Origin of the sequence: Fibrobacter sp. UWB10, assembly GCF_900182935.1 — a bacterium.
Taxonomy (GTDB): Bacteria; Fibrobacterota; Fibrobacteria; order Fibrobacterales; family Fibrobacteraceae; genus Fibrobacter; species Fibrobacter succinogenes_O.
Genome location: NZ_FXUE01000002.1, coordinates 596734 through 618778 on the forward strand (window position 1 = coordinate 596734; position 22045 = coordinate 618778).

Here is a 22045-nt window from a genome sequence, read left to right on the forward strand (position 1 = left end):
TTATGGAAGAAGTCGTAATCACTGGTATGGGGTGTGTTTCCGCCCTCGGCAATACGCCGGAACTCCTTTGGAACAACCTGCTGGAAGGTAAATCCGGACTTGCAACGATCGATCGCTTCGACGTGACCAACTATCCTATTAAGATAGCTGCAGCCGTCAAGGAATTCGATGGTTCTGAATTTATTTCCCCGCGCGATTCGTCCCGCCTCTCTAGGTGCATCCAGTACGCTGTGTATGCTTCTTTCCAGGCTCTTAAGAACGCCGGTATTTCTCCCGAAAACGAAGATCCGACCCGCTCTGGCGTGATTATCGGTTCCGGTATCGGCGGTATGCAGATTTATAGCGACTCCGTCGTTTCGCTTTCGAACCGTGGCCCGAGCCGCGTGTCCCCGTTCTTCATTCCGATGTCTATCGTGAACATGCCCGCCGGCGAAGTTTCCAACCGCACTGGCTGGATGGGCCCATGCTACGCAGTGGTTTCCGCTTGCGCCACCTCTAACCACTCTATCGCCGCCGCCTACGACCAGATCCGCTTGGGCCGCGCCGATATCATGCTCGCCGGTGGTACCGACGAAACCGTGAACAATGTCGCTCTCGCTGGCTTTACCTCTATGAAGGCCTTGAGCAAGCGCAACGACGATCCGACGACGGCTTCTCGTCCGTTTGATAAGGACCGCGATGGTTTCGTGATCGGTGAAGGTTCTGGCATTCTCGTTCTCGAAAGCCTTACGCACGCTAAGAAGCGTGGCGCCAACATTCTCGCCCGCGTGGCCGGCATCGGCATGAGCGCAGACGCTCACCACATGTCCGCCCCGCGTGAAGACGGCGAAGGCGTTCGCCTCGCTATCGAAATGGCTCTCCGCGAAGCTGGTATTTCCCCGAAGGATGTGGGCTACGTGAACACCCACGGTACTTCGACTCCGCTCGGCGACGTTGCTGAATGCTCCGCCCTCGAAAAGGTCTTTGCCGGCGCCACCGACAGCCTCAAGGTGAACTCCTCCAAGTGCATGATCGGCCACGCTCTCGGCGCCGCCGGTGCCCTCGAAGCCATCATCACCGTGAAGTCCTTGCAGAATCAGATGATTCATGCGACCACGAACGTGTTCAACCAGGACGAACGCATCCACCTCGATGTGTGCGCCAACAAGAACACCAGCCACTCGTTCAACTACGCCATGTCCGACAGTTTCGGCTTCGGTGGCCAGAACAGCGTGCTGCTCCTCGGCCGCAACTAGTTCGATGAATAATGTGGAATGAGTAATGTGAAATTACTCATCTCACATTACACATTTACAAAAGCCTTCTGGAGTTTCGTTCTCCGGGGCTTTTTTTTGTTGCCTTTGTAAAGAAATGTTTCTATAATTGAGCCCGTGAAATTTTTCCGTTCCATATCGATTGCTTTGGTGGCGCTCTTGTTTGCAAGCGTTTCCTTGCAGGCGGCTCCGGGTGATCCGCTGACTTGGCGCGATTCCACGTGGGATTTCCGCAGCGAAGATCCGGGCGATACAACGCAGTTCTCGGTTGCCAAAAGTGTCGGTGTTGCCTCTACGGTTTTGATTGCTTACGGTGCAGCCTATTGGCTTGTGTTCAAGAAAGGCTGGTGGGACGAAGGTGGCGGGCGTTTCCGCTTCGAAAACGATTTTGACTATGCCTTGAATCTGGATAAGCTTGGACATTTCGCCTCGGGCGTCATGATGGGCGAGTCTTTTTACGAAGGCTATCGCTGGGCTGGGGTCTCGGAGTTCAAATCATATATTTTCGCAGGCCTTTCTGCGTTTGCAACCCATGTGGCAATCGACGTGAAAGACGGTTATTCGCCGGAATGGGGCTTCAGTATTTTTGACGTGCTTTCGGGAACTCTAGGCGGCTTTTTGCCGATGGCAGAACGCTATGTTCCCGTGTTCAAGTACGTAGACCTTAAGTGGAGCTACTGGATCAATACCAAAGCGTATTACAGACAAAGTAAAACAGGCGTGTTTACCGACGACTATTGCAACCAAACATTCTGGGCGTCGTTCAAGGTTTACCGCATGTTGCCTAAGGCCGCGCGTCAGTATTATCCGAGTTGGCTTGCCATTGCAGCGGGCTTGAGTATTGACGAGGGCGTGTTCCTGCACGATAAAAACATTACGCCCCATCGCGAAGTCTATATTGCCTTTGATTACGACCTGGAAGCCTTCCGCCCGCAGAGCCGTATGGCGCGTACCATTATCAAGTACCTGAATTACTTCAAGCTGCCGGCCCCCACCGTGCAAGTTTATCCCGAATTCCATTGGTATTTGCTGTACCCGATTAAGTTTTAGTGCTTCCTACAGCCTACTTTCTCTCGTCTCTCGTCTCTCGTCTCTTATCTAAATTTCTATCTTTGCCCCCGTATGTTTACGGGTATTATTCAATCTACCGGTGAAATCGTTTCTATCGAAAGTAGGGGCGATGCGCTTACCATGCGCCTTAAGTCACCGGGCTTTTTTAAAAATTGTAAGTTGGGCGACAGTGTCGCCAACGATGGTGTGTGTCTTTCCATTGAATCTTGTACCGATGACGAAGCCACTTTTTGCCTGATGCACCAGACGGTGGAAAATACGGGCTTTAAGCAGGCCGCTGTCGGTAAGTTGGTGAATTTGGAACTTCCGTGTCGTGCAGACAGCTTTATGGGCGGTCACTTTGTGATGGGCCATGTGGACTGCATAACCGAAGTCATCAAGGTGACTCCGCGTGAAACGGGTGTCGAAGTGGATTTGAAGCTTCCGGCTGACCTGCGTCGCTATGTGATTCGCCGCGGTTCGATTTCGCTTAACGGAATCAGCCTGACGGTCGCTGAAAAGTTCGAAGATTCCATTCGCGTGTGCATTATCCCTGAAACGCTTGCTCGCACGAACCTGCGCAATTGGGTTCCGGGTACAATCGTGAATGTGGAAGTCGACATGCTCGGCAAGTATATTGAAAATTATCTGAAGGAACGTGACCTTGCTTAATACGATTGAAGAGGCCATAGAAGATTTTAAGAACGGCAAGTTTTTGATTGTGGTCGATGACGAAGACCGCGAAAACGAAGGCGACTTTGTAATCGCCGCCGAAAAGATTACGCCCGAAAAGGTGAACTTCATGCTCCACGAAGGCCGTGGCGTGCTTTGCGCACCGCTCCCGATCAAGCGTTGTCATGAACTGAACCTCACGCGGCAGACCGCCGAGAATACTTCGATTCTTGGGACGCCGTTTACCATCATGGTCGATAAAATTGAAGGCTGCACCACGGGTGTATCCGCTCACGACCGCGCGGCAACGATTCTCGCTCTTTCGGACCCGAATTCCAAGCCGAGCGACTTCGGCAGGCCGGGGCATATTTCGCCCCTGTACGCCCAGGAAGAGGGCGTACTCCGTCGCGCAGGCCATACCGAAGCAGCTGTAGACCTAGCAAAGCTTGCGGGCCTGCGTCCGGCGGCTGCCTTGATCGAAATCATGAACGAAGACGGCACGATGGCTCGTATGCCGCAGCTTCAGGAAGTCGCAAAGAAGTTTGGTCTCAAGATTATCTCGATCCGCGACCTGATCGACTATCGTCTGAGAAATGAAAAGCTGGTGCAGCGCGTTGCCGCTCCGCACGTGTCGACCAAGTACGGCGACTTTACCGCCTACGCTTACAAGAGCAAGACCGACGGCGTAGAACATGTGGCTTGGGTTGCAGGAAACCCCGACTTCAGCAAGCCGGTGTATGTGCGCGTGCATAGCGAATGCCTTACGGGCGATATCTTTGGTAGCCTCCGCTGTGATTGTGGCGAACAGCTGGCCGCCGCCATGAAGTTCATTGGCGAGCACGGCGGCGTGTTCCTTTACATGCGCGGTCAAGAAGGCCGTGGAATCGGTCTTTGCAACAAGCTCCGCGCTTACGAACTGCAAGAAAAGGGCATGGACACGGTCGAAGCGAACTTGCACCTTGGGTTCAAGTCGGACCTGCGTCAGTACGGTACGGGCGCCCAGATTCTGGCAGACCTCGGCGTCAAGGAAATGCGACTGCTCACGAACAACCCGAGCAAGATTTCGGGCATTACGGCCTATGGCCTTAAAATCGTGGAACGCGTGCCGATCGAAATTAAGCCGAACAAGGAAAACTTGTTCTACCTGCTTACGAAGCAGAAGAAGATGGGACACCAGCTGCACGTGGATGCCGCTGCCGAAGCGAATTTGAAAGAGGATAAGTAAATGGTGAACGAAATCAAGAATTCCCTCAATGGTAGTGGCCTCAAGGTGGCAATCGCCGTTGCCCGCTTTAACGAGGTCGTGACCGACAAGCTCCTGGAAGGGGCTGTGCGTCAGCTTGAACTGCTCGGTGTAGCAGACAAGGACATCACGGTTGTGCATGTGCCGGGCGCATTCGAACTACCGGGCGTGTGCCGTCGCCTCGCTGACAGCGGCAAGTACAGTGCCGTGATGGCGCTGGGTGCTGTGATTCGCGGCGAAACCAGCCACTACGACGTGGTGGTGAACGCTTCTACCGGTGGCATTGCAAACATCGCTGCCGAAGGTAAGCTCCCCGTGATTCTTGGAATCCTCACCACTGATACCGTGGACCAGGCTATGAACCGTGCAGGCCTTAAGGCCGGCAACCTCGGCTCTAGCTGGGCATCTACCGCCGTTGAAATGGCAAACCTTTACAAGACCATCTAATTACTAGCGACTCGATTATGAAAGTAAGTTACAGACCCGCCCGTGTTTTTGCCATGCAGCTGTTGTATGCCATGGAAATTACGGGCCAGACCGCAGGGGAGGCTCTTCCGGGAGTGCTCGAATCCCAGCCCCTTCACGCTGAACAGAAAAAGTATGGAATGAAGTTGGTGGACCTGGTGCAGGCCCATCGCGAAGAACTCGACGAAAACATCAAGGCCGCGGCCGCTCACTGGGAACTGGACCGCATGGCAAGCCTTGACCGCATTGTGCTCCGCATTGCGATGGTCGAACTTTCTTACATTCCCGAAATCCCCATGAAGGTCGCCATTACCGAAGCGGTGCAGATTGCCGCCAAGTACAGCACCGACAATTCGGATTCTTTCGTGAACGGCCTTTTGACTGGCTTTATGCGTAACCGTGGCATGGTTGTCACCGAACCTAAGGAAAAGTAAAATGCTCAAGGAAAAATGGATGAAACATATCTTCGCAGGCATTGCGGCATTAGTGGCACTGGTTGTGTATGTGCTGACAATGGCTCCTACGGTAAGCTTCTGGGATTGCGGCGAATTTGTCGCTTGCGCCAATACCTTGGGTATTCCGCATCCTCCTGGAACGCCGTTCTTCGTGTTCCTTGCACGTGCTGTTATTGTGCTGCTCCCGTTCGTGGGCGAAATCGCAAAGCGCGTGAACTACATCTCGGTGGTGAGCTCTGCCGCAACCGTGTATGTGACGGCTCTGTTTGCCTGGGAACTCTTGGCAACCGTGCTCAAGACTGACGCTCTCGCTGAAAAGATTACCGGTAAGGTTCGTACGGCCGTGCTTGGCTCTGCTGCTCTCGTGGCTGGTTTCCTCCTGACCTTCTCGGACACCTTCTGGTTCAACGCTGTCGAAGCCGAAGTTTACGGCATCGCCATGCTGATCTTGATGCTTGTGTCTTACCTGGGTCTCGTTTGGTACAACAAGCGTAACGAAGACTACAGTGACCGCATTCTGATTTTCATTTGCTACATCGCCTTCCTTGGCGTGGGCGCTCACCTTTACACCATGCTTACGGTTCCTGCCGTGTTTGCTCTTTTGCTCGTGGCCGAACCCAAGAAGATTGTGGAACGCATTCCTATCTGGATTACGGGTACGCTCCTTTGCTCCGTGATTTACATGGTGTCTGCCTTTATCGAAATTTCGTTCCTTTGCTTGATTGCTCTTTCGATTCTCTGCCTTGCTAAGCCGTTCAAGAGCAAGGGTGTGCAGCGCAGCATGCGCCTGTCTTTGGCTTTTGCCTTCTTTGCCCTGATTGGTTACAGCACGCACCTCTACATTCCGATTCGTTCGGAACTGAACCCGATTATCGACGAAAACGACCCCGAAATCAACATCCGCGACGAACAAGGTAACCTGCAACTCGGCAACCTGTTCAAGGATGAAAACTGGGTCGCCTTCAACAACTTCATTGAACGTAAGCAGTACGGCTCTGAAAGCATGATCAGCCGTGCCTTCTACCGTCGTTCTCGCCTTAGCCACCAGTTCCTTTCGTTCCCGCACATGGGTTACGGTGGATACCAGATGGCTCAGTACTTGCCGTACAAGGTGGGTGACGTGAACTACGCTAACGGTGTTTACACCTTCGATGCTGGCGATAACCAGCCGGTGGAACGTTTTGGCATCAAGTTCCCGACGCAGATGAGCTTCATGGGCGATGCAACGCTCCCGCAGTTCATGATGTTCTTGCTCTTTAACGGCCTGTTGGTAATGGTTTGCGTGTTCGTTTGGAAGCGCAACCGCAACATGGGCGTGTTCGTTTCTGTGCTTTATGCTCTCTGCTCGCTTGGCCTGTTGTTCTACATCAACTTCGCCGACGGCACCCGCATGGAACAGCGCGATCGCGATTACTGGGTGTCTGTCATGAGTCGTAATGTTCAGGACCTGAACACTCGTGGTATGGGTATTTCCGCTTTGCCGGACCCGAACGAACTCATCGACATGCGTCAGAATATCGAGCATACCAAGATTCGTATGGAAATGCTCAAGGCTCGCGGTGCAAACGAAACCCGCCTTGCTGAACTCCAGCGCGAACTCGATGGCTATACCAATTCTGCAATTTGGCAGAACTGGCAGAAGATTGAAAACGGCTTTGCCCAGGTGGGTAGCCGCGCTCCGTTCCCCGATGCTGTGCACCTGGAAGTGCGCGAACGTGATTACTTCTACACGCCCGCCTTCATTTTCATGAGCCTGATTTATGGTATCGGTGCCGGAATCCTGGTGTTCTTGGTGGCAACGTCTAGCTTTGCTGCCTTTGCAAACCCGGTGGCTGCAGCCTTGGTTGCTGTGTCCTTCTTGGTACCTTGCATTTCGAACTACAAGGAACATGACCGTTCTGGCCTTTGGGTTCCTTGGGATTACGCATTCAACCTGTTGAACAGTTGCCGCCCGAACGCGATTCTCTTTACGAACGGTGACAACGATACCTTCCCGCTGTGGTTTGCTCAGGAAGTCGCTGGCGTGCGTAAGGACGTTCGCGTGGTGAACCTCTCGCTCGGTAATACCGACTGGTATATCAAGCAGATGCTCGACAACGAACCGATTCTCAAACTCAGCTACGACAAGGCCGCTATCGACCGCGACATGGTGCTCGACAATAGCTCTGCTTCTAACCCGAACCATCAGGTTTCTACTTGGGTCAAGAACGCTCAGCGCTTGATGCCGCAGCTCAAGAACCGTATTGACGCTATGGAAGGCCAGCAGCTTTCTGCCGCCGATTCTGCAAAGCTCATGCAGTTCAAGGTTCACTACCAGGTGTGGGATGCCTTTACCGAATGGGCTGCCCGTACTCGTAGCGGCATGATGCTCACGCAGCACAAGCTTGTGATTGACCTTGCTCTCCAGAACATGGATAAGCCGATTGAAATTTCGACGACGGTCGGTACGTCTAACTTCATGGGTCTTGAAAAGTACATGGTGCAAGAAGGCATGGTCTACAACTTCGTGAAGGGTGATTTGACCCCGAAGCGCAATTCCTTCGATTCCAAGTTCACCGCCAACTTGATTGATTCTGTATTCAAGTTCCGTGGCCTCGGCGATGGTACCGCTTACATTAACGAAGAAACGTCTCGCTTGCTTTCGGGCTATGTTTCCTTGTACTTGCAGATTTCTTTTGATGCTCGCGACAAGATTTCGACGCTCCGCAACACGCATCCGTTCACGGCCGAAAAGAAGGCCCAGGTGGATAGCCTCGCTGCAGCAGCAGGCAAGTATCTTGAAATGGGCATGAAGCAGTTCCCCTCGGAATGGCGTAACTACTGGGCTGCCGCATTCGTTTACGAAGCCGCTGGTCAGAAGGCTAAGGCTCAGGAAGTCCTGAACCGCGGTCTCGAAAATGTTCCGGCATTCGAAGAAGGTGGCCGTGCACGCTTGCTCATGAGCGGTCGCCAGATTGAACAGATGTCCGACGAACCGCTGAAGGTCGAAGCTCCGGTGGAACCCGCTCCGGAGTCGGACTCCGCTAAAAAGGATTCATCAAAGGAACCTGCAGTAGTTGCCGCGGCAAACTAATTGCGCTTAGTGTATTGGTAAGAGGCTTTTCATGGATTTGAGTCTTGTCATTCCCGTTAAAGAAGAAAGCGAAAACCTTCCGGAACTTTTCAAGGAAATCGTTGCCGCTATCGAGCCTACGGGATTCTCGTTCGAAGTCATTATTATTGATGACGGTAGTCGCGACAACACTTGGGATGTAATCGAAAACTTGTCCAAGGAATACGACTTTGTTCGTGCTTTCCGCTTTCAGTTTAACTGCGGTAAGGCTGCTGGACTTGCTTTCGGTTTTTCTAAGGCGCGAGGCCGCTACGTTGCTACTTTGGATGGCGACTTGCAAGACGATCCGCTTGAAATCCCGAAGATGATCAAGATTCTCGAAGACGGATACGACCTGGTTTCGGGCTGGAAAATCCGCCGCCTCGATCCTTGGCACAAGACTTGGCCCTCTAAGCTTTTCAACTTGACGGTCTCGATTGTGTGCGGTCAGCGTTTGCACGACTTTAACTGCGGTATCAAGGCTTACCGCAGTTCCGTGGTTCGCTTTATTCACCTGTACGGCGACTACCACCGCTTTATTCCGGTGATGGCCAAGTGGCAGGGTTTCCGCATTACCGAAATGCCGGTGGCTCACCGCGCCCGCATTCATGGTGTTTCTAAATACGGCGTGTCGCGCCTGGTGTCTGGGTTCCTGGATTTGGTATCCCTGATGTTCATGCGCAGCTTTGCCTCTAAGCCGCTTCATTTCTTTGGCTTGCTTGGCCTGATTTTTATGCTGTTCGGTTTTGGTATTTCGGGCTATTTTGGTTACGAATGGTTCCAGACGGGCGCTCTCCATGTGCGTCCGCTCCTTTTGGCAGGCGGATTCTCGCTGGTGATGGGCGTGCAGTTCATTTCTCTTGGCCTTTTGGGCGAAATGATGAACGGTAGCAAAAAACAGAGCTATCCTGTGGCCGAATCGATTCGTGAAATTGTAGATTTGAGTTAGGAGAAAGTTGGTTTATGGCGTACCCTAAAAGTCTTGTAATTGTTCCGACCTATAATGAGAAAGAAAACATCATGCTCATTATGTCGGCTATTTTGGAACAGAACGAATGCATCGAAATCTTGGTGGTCGACGATGGCAGTCCCGATGGTACGGGCGACATGGTCGAAGAAGAAACCAAGAAGAATCCGCGCGTTCACTTGATTCGCCGTAAGGGCAAGATGGGCCTTGGCTCCGCTTACGTGACGGGCTTTAAGTGGGCTCTTGAACGCGACTACGAACGCGTCTTTGAAATGGATGCTGACTTTAGCCATGCTCCGACCGACTTGAACCGTTTTTTGGAAACCGCTGAAGATGCCGACCTTGTGCTCGGTAGCCGCTACCAGAATCACCGCATTAGCGTGGTGAACTGGGATTTGCGTCGTTTGATTCTCAGCTACGGTGCAAACGTTTACACCCGCATTGTGACGGGGCTTCCGATTAGCGATGCCACGGGTGGCTTCAAGTGCTTCCGTCGCGAAGCTTTGCAGGCTTTGAACCTCGACAAAATGAAGAGCGACGGCTATTGCTTCCAGATTGAAACCACCTTCAAGATTTGGAAGAAGGGACTTCGCGTCAAGGAAATTCCTATCATCTTTACGGACCGTACCCGCGGTACTTCCAAGATGAGCGGCGGCATTATATCTGAGGCGTTCTTCCTTGTTTTGAAACTCCGCTTGGGTCTCGCATAACTCCGAAAAATTCTAAGTTCTGCCAACTGCCTACTAAGTTCTAATATGTATTCTTGCTCTATCATTATCATCGCTTACAATTCCTGTGACTTTATCCCGGCTTGCTTAAAGTCCGTTCGCGATGCGTGCGAGGGCATTGATTCTCAGATTATCGTGTTGGACAACGGTTCTAGCGAACCGATTCTGCCTGAAATCAAGGCGTTTTTCCCCGAAGTCCTTTGGATTGATTCCAAGGAAAATCTGGGTTTCGGTAAGGGGTGCAACCTCGCCGAAAAGCAGGCGACCAAGCCTTATTTGTTCTTTATCAACCCGGACACGGTGGTTTCGCGTGATTCGTTTACCAAGGTGCTCGATTTCATGGAAGAACATCCGGAATCGGGTACGGTGGGGTGCCGCATTCTGAACGAAGATGGCTCTATTCAGTGGGCTTGCCGCCGTTCGTTCCCGACTCCGATTTCTGCAATTTCAAAGACAATCGGTCTTTCTTCGCTGTTCCCGAAGAGTAAGCTGTTGGCTTCTTACAACATGACTTATGCCGACCCCGATGAAATGATCGAAGTGGATGCCATCAGTGGATCTTTCTTCTGCATTCGTCGCGATGTCTATGAACATTTGAACGGCTTTGACGAAGATTTCTTTATGTACGGCGAAGACCTTGACTTGTGCTTTAGGGCTAAGGTTGCTGGCTATAAGAACTATTACACGCCTTCGACGAACATTCTGCATTTTAAGGGCCAGAGTTGCCGTACGCGCCGCTGGGGCTCGTACTTGGACTTCTATAAGGCCATGCTTATCTTTGTGAAAAAGCACCGTGACCTTTACTTTGTCCCGAACTTCCTGGTGTCTTTCGGTATTCTGTTTGCTGCCTTTGTGGGCATGTTCTCGCGCTTGATTCCGAAGTTCTGGAAGATGTTCCTGGACTTGGGCGCAATTGCTCTTTGGGCAGTTGCGTTCCTGGGTAGCGGAATTACGGTGGACCGCCCCTGTGCCGATAGAGTGGGCGAGGCTGCCTCGAATTGCATTAATTATACAGTTGTTGTAAAACATTCTGTTTTGGATTTTTCTCAGTTTGAAGACTGGTGGCTTGTAGGGCTCGTCGTTATCGTGAACATGGTGTTCCTTGTGTTCCGCGGGGAATATACGGTTTCGAGCCTTAAGGGCGACCGGTTCTTGCGTTACTTGATTCCTTTGAATGTGCTTGCCGTGGGCGGTTATTTGGCTTTCCGCTATTTCTCCCAGACTCCCATTGTCTTCGACGAGATGAGTTTCTTGCCTTACGCTCCGAAATGGATTGCCATTGTGGCATGCTCCAGTTTGGCAATTCCTTTTGCGCTCCTTATCTGGAGACGCTTCGCATTTTGGATAAACTATTTCTACCGCATTTTTGCCAAGAAACGCCATCGTTCCATTTTGCTCGGCGGTTCCGAAGATTCCCTGCAATCTTGGTTTGACCGCTACAATGTGATTCCGGGTATCGAAATTCTTGGTTGCGTGAGCACGGATCCGGCTAAGGTATCCGACGAAAACCGCCAGCACCTGCTTGGAAACCTTTCTTCGATGGAATCGATTTGCAACCGCACCGGTTGTCGCGAACTTTTGGTGGTTTCCAACCTGTCGGGTTACCGCGAACCATTCGACATAAATTGGCTCGATAGTCTCGGTTTAAAGGTGTTTTTGCTCATCGGAAACACAAAAATGGGCGATTTTGCCCTCGTAAACCTGAAATATCTGCATTAAAACATAAAAATCCTACATTTTCTTTACACGTTGCACAAAAATGAGTTATTTTTTTGTGTAAGTATTTGATTATTAAGGTTTTATGTTCGATACGAATCTTTTAAATATTCTTTGTTGCCCCGAAACTAGGGGTAAGCTGAAATTGGCGTCTGACGAATGCTTGGCCGCCTTAAATCAATCTATTTCCGCCGGTACGCTCAAGAACGTTGCCGGAGAAAAGGTGACGGAACCTTTGACCGAGGCTCTTGCTACCGAAGACAATTCCAGGGTGTATCCGGTTCGCGAAGGAATTCCGGTTCTTTTGGCGGACGAAGCAATTTTGCTCTAAGAGGTGTTTATGGCGGTAACGTTGGAATCACTCAGAAAGTCTGTAGGCAAGAAAAACACCAATTCCATGGTGTTTGCATGGCTTGCAGATCTCGAACGCGAGGCGGGGGAGCTGGATAAGGCTCTCCAGAGAGTCGACGGCGGTCTCACGTTGTACCCGAATGATATTTCGGCAAGACTTGTCCGCGCGAAGATTCTTACCCAGCTTGAAGCGTATCAGCCTTGTGTTGAGGAATGTGAACGGATTATCGTGATGGATCCGTTCAACCTGGCTGCCCAGCAGCTTATGGGTAATGCCTACGACAAGCTTGGCATGCAGGCTGAGCGAAACGTGTGTTACCGTCGTTTGCACGATATGGACCCGCTGAACAACTTCTGGAAAGAAGAGTACGACGTCGTTCTTGAAAGTACGGTTGCTGCCACTACGGCTGCTGTTGCTGCGGATTCCGAATTTGTCATGTCCGATACCACTCCGGACTCGGGTGAACAGGATTCGTCGCTCGATATGTCTTTCGACACTGCGGCCGAACCTTCGACTGCGGATGCCGGTGCGGATTCGTTTGAAATGCCCGTTACTGCAGAATCGATTGATACTCCGGTTGCAGAAGAAACCGCTGGCGAAGATTCTTCCAGCGAAAACATGGTGGATGACCCGTTTGCATCGCTTGCGGCCATGTTGCCTAATGGTGATTCTGCCGAAGATTCTACGATGGAAGACTTGTCTGCATCGCTTGAATCTGCAATGGATTCTATCAAGACCGATGAATCCGAAGGCCTTACCGAAGAATTTGGTGCCGAGGAAAACATTTCGGGCTCCGACGTGTCTTCGGCTCTGTCTGACATGTTCGGTCTGGACGACGACCTGGAACCTGAAGAAACGACGACTAGTGCAAGTCCGTTTGCAAACCCTGCTTCCAAAGCCGACGTTCCTGTAAGCATCGATGACAACGCTGTGTCTAATGCGGCTTCTGTGTTTGAAACGGCTCGCGTCGAAGACGACAAGCCGCAGAGCATTGATGATGCCTTTGGCGATATCTTTGGCGAAGATGAACTGCCCGAAGAAAAGCCTGTAGAACAACATGAAGATGCTGAATCTTCTGTGTTCGCTTCGATGTCGATGGAATCGCTCGCTGAAGCTCCGCTTGCTCAGGGAACTTCTGAAGCTCTTCCGGCCGACGAAGCCACTCTTGAAGAAGTCTCGGCTGATGATGCTTTTGCTCATGATGGCGGCTTGTTTGAAAAGTCCAAAGATTTCTCGAAGCCTGCTGAAGCAGACAAACCGCAGAGCATTGATGATGCCTTTGGCGATATCTTTGGCGAAGACGAACTGCCCGAAGAAAAGCCGCTGGCTGCAGCTCCGAAGGCTGCTGAATCCCTTGATTTGCCTGCCGAAGAAGAAGGTGGCTTGTTTGAAAAGTCTGCCTCGGCGGACATGAACTTGAGCAAGCCTGCCGACGAACCGACGACGATTGATAACGCCTTCGATTCGATTTTCGGTGAAGACGAACTGCCGGAAGAAAAACCTGCTGTTGAAACACCTGCCGCAGCAGCACCTGCTGCTGAAAATCCGGTAGAAGAAAAAACTTTAGAAGAAACTCCGGCTGCGGATTCTTTCGAACTCCCGACGCTGGAATCTCCGATTGATAACTTGTTTGCAGACGACAATCTTGCTGATGACAATCTTGCTGATAAAAAGCCTGCAACCGAAGAATCTCTGACGATTGATGATGCTCCGGCTCTCGAATCGCCGATTGATAATTTGTTCGCCGACGATACTCCGGCTACAACAGCGACTTTAGAAGAAGAACTTCCGGCGGCAACATCGCTTGAAACTCTTGCGGAAGAAACGCCTGTCGCTGAAGAACTTGTTGCTGAAACACCTGCTGTTGAAACTCCTGTTGCTGAACCGGAACAGCCGACAATCACGCAGGACGCCGCATTGAGCGTCGATAGCGCCTTCAGTTCTATTTTCGGCGATGACGATGATCTGCCGGAGGAAAATTCCGCAGCTGTGAAACCGGCTGCTGAAATTAAGCCTGTCGAAATTCAGCCTGAAGATTCTGCATCGCTTGAAGAACAGGTGAACAAGGCCGAAGCTGAACTTGAAATGCCCGCCGCAAAGTCTGAAGGCTCTTCGGATCTCGCTCAGGAAATGGGTGGCGCCTTCGCTTCGATGTTCGGCAACTCCGACGACGATTTGGATTTGCCCGAAGTGAAAGCTCCGGCAGAATCGAAGGAACCGGAACTGGACGACCAGGAATTGACGGGTGCTCCGGTAGAAGAAGGTTTTGACAAACCGGTCGATGAAGCTCTCTCCAAGGATATCGACAAGTCCTTCGATAATTTGTTCGGAGAAAATGATGATTTAGACGTGCCCGCTGAAAAGTCTGCTCAGACTGCATCGGAGGCTCCGGCTAAATCTGCTCCTGAACTTCCGACTGTAGAAACGGCTCAGGATTTGGATTCTCTGGAATCCGAAGTTTCCGGCGCATTCAAGGGCTTGTTCGACATGGACGACGATTCCTTGACCGAAGAAACCAAGCCCACGAATAAGGGGGTTGATTTCTTGATGTCCGGCGATTCCGACGATGAGATTTCTGCTGGCTTGATTAATGATCCCGACGCACCGCTTGATCGTGGTGCACAAGATTTGGATGAAAGCTTGAATACACGTACGCTTGCTGAAATTTATTTTGATCAAGGTTTGTATGGCAAGGCTCTTGAAATCTACAAGGACTTGGCTCAGAAAGAACCTGAAAATGAAGATATTGCTGTGAGACTTTCCGAAGTGGAAAAACTCTACAACGAAAAGTTTGGAGGTAACGCTTAATGGCTGAACAGCAACCGCAACTTCGTATTGAAAAACTTTTGCGCGAAATGGTGAATCGCGGCGCATCTGACTTGCACTTGCGCGTTGGCGTTCCGCCTGTTTATCGTATTAACGGTGCCTTGCAGCGTCCCTTTGATGTGAAGGTCGATGCGATGCTGATGGATTCCTTCTTGGATGATATCATGAACCGCGACCAGAAACAGCGCTTTGAAGCGAACAAGGAATGCGACTTTGCCGTGGGCGCCCGCGACATGGGTCGTTTCCGTGTGAACGTTTTCCGCCAGCGTGGTTCTATCGCTGTCGTGATTCGTCACATTAAGGCAAAAATTCCGGCATTCTCAGAACTTCATTTGCCTGAAATCATTCCCGAAATGGCTTTGACCAAGCGCGGCTTGATGCTCGTTACGGGTACGACCGGTTCGGGTAAGTCGACGACGCTTGCCGCCATGCTTGATTATATTAACCAGAAAGAAGCGGTCAACATCATTACGGTCGAAGACCCGATCGAATACCTTTACAAAGATGACAAGGCGATTATTTCGCAGCGTGAAATTGGCGTGGATACCAATTCTTACGCAAACGCCCTGCGTGCCGCTCTCCGTCAGGACCCGGACGTGCTTCTGGTGGGCGAAATTCGTGACCTTGAAACCATGCAGATTGCCTTGACCGCAGCTGATACGGGTCACATGGTGTTTGCGACGATCCATACCACGAATGCAACTGAAACGGTTCACCGTGTGCTTTCGATGTATCCGCCGCACCAGCACGATGAAATCCGCTTGCTGCTTTCTGAAGTGCTTGCGGGCATTATTTCGCTTCGCTTGTTGCCGACCAAGGATGGCAATGGCCGTGTGCCTGCTGCCGAAATCCTCGTGAATACGGCTGCTATCAAGGAATACATCAAGGATAAAGATAAGAACGACTTGATCGAGCAGGCCATTGCCGAAGGTCATTTGCAGTATCACAGCCAGACGTTCGACCAGGCTCTTCTCAAGCTTTACGAAGAAGAAAAGATTTCTTTGGAAACTGCTATGAATGCTGCTACGAATCCCGATGACTTCGATCTTAAGATTCGCGGTATTTCGGGTACTTCCGAACGTACTTGGATGTAACGTTCCAACAGAGCATGTAGAAAAGTCCTCCGCATTCGCGGAGGACTTTTTGGTGGATTAGGAGGAATTCTATTCGTTGTAGTAGACGGAGCTTCCTGAAGGGAAGGTGACGCTTTTCTGGTAGCTGGAGGTATTGCTTACTTGTGCGGGCTGACCCGTAGTAGCGACCATGTATCTACCCGATATGGTGGGCTTGAATGCGATGTTAGAGGTTCCGTAGTAGTTGCCGGTTGTAAAGCTCACGTTATAGTTCGTGCCCTTTTCCGAGGAACCGCTACTGAATCCGAGAACCGTTTTGCTGGTGAGGCTTGCTGAGCCGTCGGCATCGAAGGAGCCGCCCATGCCGCCGCTAATTTGGCATTCTACGATGACAACGCCACCAGAAATGGTGAGTTCGCCGTTGCTGTCAATGCCGTCGGTGTCACCGGAGCCAGTCTTTGCGTGGTGTACGCCGCCCGTAATGGTCAAGAATCCACTGCTGCTGCCCATTCTGCCACCCATGCCGCCTCCGGGGCCGAATCCCCAGTTTGACTGGCCGCCTTGATTGGTGTTGCCGGATCCGTCATTGCCGCCGGCTGCATTCCAGGCGTCATCGGTTCCGTAGACATCGGTAATGCCGCCATTTGCCTTGATGTACCAGGCTTCGAGACCTTCGTAGGAATTGGTCACGTAGATGGTACCGTCGTTGATCATGAGGGTAGAGTCGGCGTGTACGCCGTCGTTCTTGGGAGCCGCAATGGTCGTGTAGCCTCCGTTAAAGTAGACGTTCTGGTTGGAATGAACACCGTCGTCACCAGAGGAAATATCGATCTTTCCTGCATTGATGTAAACTCTGTTGTCAGAGACGATGCCTTTGCCGGTCGATGTTACTTTGATGGTCGGCTCAGAAACCGAGTCTTGGACGATGATATAGTTGTAAGCCTGGATGCCGTCATCGCCTGCCTTGGTAATGGTGATGTTGCCGCCCTTGATATTGACAATGCCTTTGTTGTCTACTACAGAGCCCTCATCTTCACCTTCGTCGCTCTTGATGCCGTCGCCGTTGGTCGCTGCGATGGTAATGTTTCCGTTTTCGATATCCACGATGCCCTTGCCCTTCAAACCGTTATTTGCGGCGGTCACGTTGATTGTCGTGGTACCGCGGAAGCGCAAGTCGTTGCTAGTGTGAATGCCGTTGTTGTAGTTGCCCTTCACGATCAAGGTGCCTTCGCCTTTAATGGTCAAGTCATCCTTGGCGTAAATGCAGGCGCCCGTGGTATCTACCTTCGTTTCGTTGTTGGAATTGACGTAAGTATAAGACTTCGTACGAGTGCTTCCGTCGCTAAGCGTGTTGGTGGTTCCGCTTTTGGCGACCACGAAGGTCTTGCTGGACATCTGCGAATAAATGGGAGCGTCAGCCGTGTTGGTGAGCGTGAGTCCGCGCAAGTTCAGGTAAACGCCCGAATCGCTCTTGGGAGAATACACACGAATCTGTGCGTCGGCACCGCTATAGGTTCCGCTAAAGTCGTAGTCGCCAGCGCAAGTGATAACCACTTCGCCACCGGTAATCGTGACGCAGTTGTTATTGTTTTCAACCGTGGCGCCGCTGGCTGCGTAAGTGATGGTGGGGAGGCTACCGTTCGAAGGCGTAACAACTGTGGTGCTGCTGATTGCCGGCGTATCGTTCGAACTGCTCGATACAGGGCTCTGCGATTCAGAAGAGGTCGGTTCTGCTGCAGACGAATTGCCCGGCTGAGAAGCACTGCTTTCAGGAACCGTAGCCGTGAGAGAAATCTTGTTGCAGTCTGCATCAAAGTAATAGATGTTTCCGGTGGGTTCTTTGTAGTAAGAAATGCCGTTTACGGTATAGAGGGCTTTTTCTGCGGTGCAAGATTCGGTTTCGTTTGCAGAACCGGAATCCGTTGAATCTTCTGCGGGTTTGTCGGCGGATACCGTAGAATCGCTAGGCGTCGTTGTGCCTACGTCTGTGCTGGTTTCGACCGGTTTCTCGGAGTTGTTTTCAGTGGGGCCCGGCGTGGCTTCGGGAAACCCGTAGCTTCCGTCTGTATTGATCCAGAAGGCAAGTGTACCTTCGGTATCGAGGCAAAGTGTTTCTCCGCTTGCGCCTTGCATGGCGGCGTAGCCGTCATAGACGCACACGTTTGTAGTGTTTCCCGAAAGGTCTTCGGAAATAGTTCCTGCATCATCTTTCGGTGTGGTTGAGCTATCGCTTGAACAGGCTGCAATAAGCCCGAGCGATAACAGTGATGTAAATCCCAAACATTTCCAATTAAGCATTTTCTTACCTTTTTTATGGGGGTGATTTGCTTAAATCAAAAGATACTATGCTTAATATGGGAATATTTGTGACAAAAGGGTTATTTTGAAAAAACATAAAACGTAAAATGGAACGATTCGCCCCGTTCGGAACAAAAGGCTCCAAAATGTGTAAGCGGAATTGTAATCAGGGAATAAAAAGCTATCTTTTTGAAATAAATTACGCCATATTGATTCTTGAAAAATCGAGACGTTATGAAAAGACTTACTAAGTCGTTTGCCTTCTTGTTGGCAACAATGCTTTCTGTACCGGTATTTGCAGCATCGCCTGTAGTCGGTCCCGAAAATGTCCGCAACTTGCGCCTGTTGGAAAATTCTCCGATGCTGTTTGATTTGCATCGCGTGACAACCGGCGATGGTCCCCAGTTCTTTGCATACCCGCATCGCGATACGACGTTCCGCAAGAATTTTGTGGATACCGAAAAGAATGCTTTGCTTTATTACGACAACGCAAATGGAGCCTCTGTTTCTGGACATGGCGCTTTTGAAAATAAGGCTCCGCGCATTGCTTTGGCGATGTCGCTTGTGGGCGGTTTGGATTATCGCGGCGGCGAAGCGCTGAATGATACCATTTGGCCGGGAATTGATGGAGGGATCTATTTGCGCGGTTATGCGGATTCCATTGACTTCGTGCTGGATGCCCGTATTTACGATGAGGCGCATTTTGCAACGGAGAGAGAAAAGGATAATCGTCCTAGGTCTTTTGACGGGGAGTTCCTGGAAAACCAGAAATCGGAAAATAATTCGGGTCTGGAATACACAAGCTACGCCCGCTACCGCGCCCACATTGCGCTGAACTACGATTGGCTGCGTTTGGACTTTGGTCGCGACGTGATGCACTGGGGCCCGGGTTACTACAACAACTTGAGTTTGAACCAGTTTGCACTCCCGTACAACATGCTTTCGCTCGATATGCAGTTTGGACCGTTGCGCGTGCTTTCGTTCTACGGTGACTTGCGCATTTACCCGGGCATGGGCATGAATAACAAAGATGAAACCCGCAACATTTTCGGACACCGCTACGAACTTGCTGTGGGGAACGCTACCTTCGGTATCAGCGAACTCCAGATTCAGTATGATAACTTGAAACCTTGGTTGTTTGTGCCGGTGGTTCCTTTGTTCATGGAAAAGGGCAACTATTCCGAAGACAGCAACAACGGCTCGCTCGCATTTGATTTTAACTATCGCTTGTTCCGCTCGCTCCGCGTTTACAGTGAATTCTTCTTGGACGATATGGAAAGCCCGGTGAGCCTCGTCAAGAATGACAACATCGAAGCCAAGTGGGCTTGGATGGCCGGTATGCATGGCGCACACGATTTCAATATCAAGTCGCATTTGGTGGAATCGGGCTTTATCGCAGAATACGCCCGCATTGAACCTTACGTGTATTCTCATTTCCATGCGAATACGGCGCAGCTGGCTCATTTGGGCCGCCCGCTCGGCAGCCAGGCTGGCCCGAACAGCCAGACGATTGACTTTACTCTTTATGGTCGCTTGGATCATCGCATTTTTGCATCGCTTCGTAACACTTGGTTCTGGAAGGGAACGGATTACGGCAGCGCTGTGAATGATACGACTCCGCGTCGCGACCACATGAAAATTCACAAGCGTTTCTTGAAGGGCGCGGATATGGAATATTCGCTTACGCCTTCGGTTAGCTACGAAGGACAGTATACGTTCTTCTTGGGCGAAATCACGCTGTTCAACGACAAGAAAGTTTATTTAAGAACTGGCTTCAAGTGGTAGTTTATGCAAAAGCCTGAATTGTTAGCTCCTGCTGGTGACTTGATTCGTATGAAGTACGCGTTTGCGTACGGTGCCGATGCTGTGTATGCGGGCCAACCTGCGTTTTCGCTCCGTGCCCGCGAAAACGGATTCAAGAATTTAGATGACCTTGCCGCAGGCATTGAATATGCGCACCGCTTGGGCAAAAAGTTTTACCTCACGAGTAACGTGATTCCGCGCAATGTGAAAGTCGAAGCATTCCAGAATGCTTTGCTTTCGGCAATTGATTTGAAACCGGATGCTTTGATTGTGGCAGATCCCGGCTTTGTAGGCTGGATTCGCGAGGTGCGCCCGGAAGTCGAAATTCATTTGTCTGTGCAAGCGAATACGACAAACTATTTGGCTGCCAAGTTCTGGCACGATTTAGGCGTGCGCCGCGTCATCTTGAGTCGCGAACTTCGCTTGTCCGAAGTTGTCGAAATCAAGAATCGCGTGCCCGGCTTGGAACTGGAAGTGTTTGTGCATGGCGCTGTTTGTATGTCAATGTCTGGGCGTTGTATGTTGAGTAACTGGGTGACTCGCCGCGACGCAAACCAGGGTGCGTGTGACAACAGCTGCCGCATGCCTTACCGCCTGTATGCAAATCCGGAACCGCAGTGCGAAAATTACCACGAACAAGAAGGCTCGTTTAGCTTGCAACGCACGGACCGCCCGGAACTCGACCCGATTGCCTTGGACGAAGACACTTGGGGCACGTACTTCATGAGCAGCCGCGACATTTGCGCTATCGATGTGATTCCGGAACTGATGGCATCTGGGCTCGATTCGTTCAAGATTGAAGGCCGCACCAAGTCGGTGTATTACTTGAGCCAGGTGGTGCGTGCTTACCGTATGGCAATTGATTCTTGCGCCACTCAAATGAAACAGGGCGTTGCTACGGAATCAGTCAAGGTTTCCGAAGAAAGCCGCCGAGCGATTTCGTTTGTGGACGGTCGCGGGTTCATGCCCGGATTCTTGCGCGGACCTGTGCCGCAGAATTACGAATCCACGCATGAAGAAGCCCCTGGTGGCTGTGTGGCGGCCCAGGTCATTGCCTACGATGTGAGCGCAAATGCTTGCCGCGTGAATGTCAAGAATCCGTTTTCAATCGACGATTCTCTGGAACTGATGACCCCTTCGGGAATGACTTCTTGCAGCGTTTCGGCCATGAAGGATTTCAAGGGCGGAGACGTCGATCGTTTGCATCCGGGAACCGAAGGCTGGGTTTTCTTTTCAGAAGATGTAAAAGGCCTAGAAGAAAACGCTACTTTTTGCTTTTTTGTGCGAAAAAATCCGTAAAAAAGGGAACTTTTTTTTAGATTTGTAATATGGCAGTAGACGAAGCTACTAAAAAGCAAGACGAGCTGGAACTTTATCAGATTGACGATAAAGCTATTATGCCCTTCTTCGAATGCCACTTGGAAGAACTGAAACAGTTCATTCAGGAACGCAGGGGGCAGAATCTCTCGCTTTTGGAATTGCTCAAGCAGTTCATTCGCACCTACAAGCTTCCCTTTAATATGCAGCGCTATATGTCCGTACAGACGACATACATCAAGCAAGTGTTGCAAGAACGCATGCAGGACCGTCAGGTGGCGGTGAGCCGCTGGATTCAGGAACATGCCGGCAGGCATCGTAACCGTATGATCCAGCTGCAGTGCCTTTATCTGGACCGCATTAAGGATAAATTGCTGCCCGAAGTCGAAAAAATGCTGGAACAGCGAATCGAAAATCTCCAGTCGAAACTGGATGAAAATAAATAGGTCGCTAAATCCTTGACAATCAATACCTTCTACGAAAAATCGCCGTTTTTTGACTAAAAATGGCGATTATTTTTTTGTATGTTTTTGGAAATGGTGCTAGTTTGTGTACCAAAAGTATGCTTTTTCTTGTCAAGACATGCAACAAAATTTTTCTGTTGATAAGTTGTTCCAATCATAGGGAGTCTGTCTTGATTGTGGAGTGATTAAAAGAGTGATTTGTTTGCAATAGTGGGGGTAATGTTGGGAATAAATATTTTTTTGCCGTTTTTGAGCTGAAATCGCCAATTTTC

General features: G+C 50.8%; 17 protein-coding genes. 16 read left to right on the forward strand and 1 reads right to left on the reverse strand.

Features of this window, described 5'->3' with window-relative positions:
* The first annotated feature begins 2 nt into the window (after positions 1-2).
* From fabF to QOL41_RS07115, 13 genes are all read left to right on the forward strand, one after another.
* Positions 3-1235: a beta-ketoacyl-ACP synthase II gene (gene fabF, locus QOL41_RS07055; RefSeq protein ID WP_073322241.1), complete on the forward strand. Its 1233-nt coding sequence runs from the start codon at positions 3-5 to the stop codon at positions 1233-1235.
* A gap of 135 nt (positions 1236-1370) precedes the next feature.
* A complete protein-coding gene (locus tag QOL41_RS07060; protein WP_283429196.1) occupies positions 1371-2303 on the forward strand; it encodes a YfiM family lipoprotein in 933 nt (310 codons plus the stop codon).
* Between the two features lie 72 nt (positions 2304-2375).
* The gene (locus QOL41_RS07065) at positions 2376-2975 is read left to right on the forward strand and encodes a riboflavin synthase (RefSeq protein WP_072799199.1); all 600 of its coding nucleotides are present in this window, start codon (positions 2376-2378) and stop codon (positions 2973-2975) included.
* Positions 2962-4200: a bifunctional 3,4-dihydroxy-2-butanone-4-phosphate synthase/GTP cyclohydrolase II gene (locus QOL41_RS07070; protein WP_283429197.1), complete on the forward strand. Its 1239-nt coding sequence runs from the start codon at positions 2962-2964 to the stop codon at positions 4198-4200. Before QOL41_RS07065 ends, QOL41_RS07070 begins: the two co-directional genes overlap by 14 nt.
* Positions 4201-4203: 3 nt before the next feature.
* Entirely contained in the window at positions 4204-4665 is a 462-nt protein-coding gene (gene ribH / locus QOL41_RS07075; protein WP_072799326.1) for a 6,7-dimethyl-8-ribityllumazine synthase, read from the forward strand.
* 17 nt (positions 4666-4682) lie between these two features.
* Positions 4683-5117, forward strand: a complete 435-nt coding sequence (gene nusB, locus QOL41_RS07080; protein ID WP_283429198.1) for a transcription antitermination factor NusB — start codon at positions 4683-4685, stop codon at positions 5115-5117.
* 1 nt (position 5118) lies between these two features.
* Positions 5119-8211, forward strand: coding sequence for a glycosyltransferase family 117 protein (locus QOL41_RS07085; RefSeq protein WP_173652590.1), 3093 nt, complete (start codon positions 5119-5121; stop codon positions 8209-8211).
* A 31-nt stretch (positions 8212-8242) separates the two neighbouring features.
* The gene (locus tag QOL41_RS07090) at positions 8243-9178 is read left to right on the forward strand and encodes a glycosyltransferase family 2 protein (protein ID WP_173652591.1); all 936 of its coding nucleotides are present in this window, start codon (positions 8243-8245) and stop codon (positions 9176-9178) included.
* Positions 9179-9192: 14 nt separating this feature from the next.
* Positions 9193-9906: a polyprenol monophosphomannose synthase gene (locus QOL41_RS07095; RefSeq protein ID WP_173820191.1), complete on the forward strand. Its 714-nt coding sequence runs from the start codon at positions 9193-9195 to the stop codon at positions 9904-9906.
* Positions 9907-9951: 45 nt separating this feature from the next.
* Positions 9952-11643 carry a glycosyltransferase family 2 protein gene (locus tag QOL41_RS07100; protein WP_283429199.1) on the forward strand — a complete coding sequence of 564 codons (1692 nt, stop codon included), beginning with the start codon at positions 9952-9954 and terminating at the stop codon, positions 11641-11643.
* An 82-nt stretch (positions 11644-11725) separates the two neighbouring features.
* Positions 11726-11971 carry a Trm112 family protein gene (locus QOL41_RS07105; protein WP_173652594.1) on the forward strand — a complete coding sequence of 82 codons (246 nt, stop codon included), beginning with the start codon at positions 11726-11728 and terminating at the stop codon, positions 11969-11971.
* Between the two features lie 9 nt (positions 11972-11980).
* Positions 11981-14800: a hypothetical protein gene (locus tag QOL41_RS07110; protein WP_283429200.1), complete on the forward strand. Its 2820-nt coding sequence runs from the start codon at positions 11981-11983 to the stop codon at positions 14798-14800.
* Entirely contained in the window at positions 14800-15912 is a 1113-nt protein-coding gene (locus QOL41_RS07115; protein WP_173652596.1) for a type IV pilus twitching motility protein PilT, read from the forward strand. The genes QOL41_RS07110 and QOL41_RS07115 overlap by 1 nt, the downstream gene beginning before the upstream one ends.
* A 69-nt stretch (positions 15913-15981) precedes the next feature.
* Here QOL41_RS07115 and QOL41_RS07120 read toward each other — a convergent pair whose 3' ends face one another.
* Positions 15982-18189 (reverse strand): carbohydrate-binding domain-containing protein, encoded by a 2208-nt coding sequence (locus QOL41_RS07120; protein WP_283429201.1) that lies wholly within the window; start codon positions 18187-18189, stop codon positions 15982-15984.
* Positions 18190-18423: 234 nt separating this feature from the next.
* Between QOL41_RS07120 and QOL41_RS07125 the strand changes: the two genes are divergently transcribed.
* Genes QOL41_RS07125 through QOL41_RS07135 form a run of 3 tightly spaced genes read left to right on the forward strand, consistent with a single transcriptional unit; the run spans position 18424 to position 21755 of the window.
* Positions 18424-19974, forward strand: a complete 1551-nt coding sequence (locus QOL41_RS07125) for a hypothetical protein (protein ID WP_283429202.1) — start codon at positions 18424-18426, stop codon at positions 19972-19974.
* 3 nt (positions 19975-19977) lie between these two features.
* Positions 19978-21291: a U32 family peptidase C-terminal domain-containing protein gene (locus tag QOL41_RS07130; RefSeq protein WP_283429203.1), complete on the forward strand. Its 1314-nt coding sequence runs from the start codon at positions 19978-19980 to the stop codon at positions 21289-21291.
* Between the two features lie 29 nt (positions 21292-21320).
* Positions 21321-21755: a hypothetical protein gene (locus QOL41_RS07135; RefSeq protein WP_173652600.1), complete on the forward strand. Its 435-nt coding sequence runs from the start codon at positions 21321-21323 to the stop codon at positions 21753-21755.
* Positions 21756-22045: the final 290 nt, after the last annotated feature.

Bases quoted from the DNA above. Each gene is read 5' to 3' on its own strand.
- QOL41_RS07065 (WP_072799199.1), top strand. From the start codon at position 2,376: ATGTTTACGGGTATTATTCAATCTACCGGTGAAATCGTTTCTATCGAA.
- QOL41_RS07085 (WP_173652590.1), top strand. From the start codon at position 5,119: ATGCTCAAGGAAAAATGGATGAAACATATCTTCGCAGGCATTGCGGCA.
- QOL41_RS07125 (WP_283429202.1), top strand. From the start codon at position 18,424: ATGAAAAGACTTACTAAGTCGTTTGCCTTCTTGTTGGCAACAATGCTT.
- QOL41_RS07120 (WP_283429201.1), bottom strand. From the start codon at position 18,189: ATGCTTAATTGGAAATGTTTGGGATTTACATCACTGTTATCGCTCGGG.
- QOL41_RS07105 (WP_173652594.1), top strand. From the start codon at position 11,726: ATGTTCGATACGAATCTTTTAAATATTCTTTGTTGCCCCGAAACTAGG.
- QOL41_RS07090 (WP_173652591.1), top strand. From the start codon at position 8,243: ATGGATTTGAGTCTTGTCATTCCCGTTAAAGAAGAAAGCGAAAACCTT.
- QOL41_RS07095 (WP_173820191.1), top strand. From the start codon at position 9,193: ATGGCGTACCCTAAAAGTCTTGTAATTGTTCCGACCTATAATGAGAAA.
- QOL41_RS07130 (WP_283429203.1), top strand. From the start codon at position 19,978: ATGCAAAAGCCTGAATTGTTAGCTCCTGCTGGTGACTTGATTCGTATG.
- nusB (WP_283429198.1), top strand. From the start codon at position 4,683: ATGAAAGTAAGTTACAGACCCGCCCGTGTTTTTGCCATGCAGCTGTTG.
- QOL41_RS07115 (WP_173652596.1), top strand. From the start codon at position 14,800: ATGGCTGAACAGCAACCGCAACTTCGTATTGAAAAACTTTTGCGCGAA.
- QOL41_RS07110 (WP_283429200.1), top strand. From the start codon at position 11,981: ATGGCGGTAACGTTGGAATCACTCAGAAAGTCTGTAGGCAAGAAAAAC.
- fabF (WP_073322241.1), top strand. From the start codon at position 3: ATGGAAGAAGTCGTAATCACTGGTATGGGGTGTGTTTCCGCCCTCGGC.
- QOL41_RS07100 (WP_283429199.1), top strand. From the start codon at position 9,952: ATGTATTCTTGCTCTATCATTATCATCGCTTACAATTCCTGTGACTTT.
- QOL41_RS07135 (WP_173652600.1), top strand. From the start codon at position 21,321: ATGGCAGTAGACGAAGCTACTAAAAAGCAAGACGAGCTGGAACTTTAT.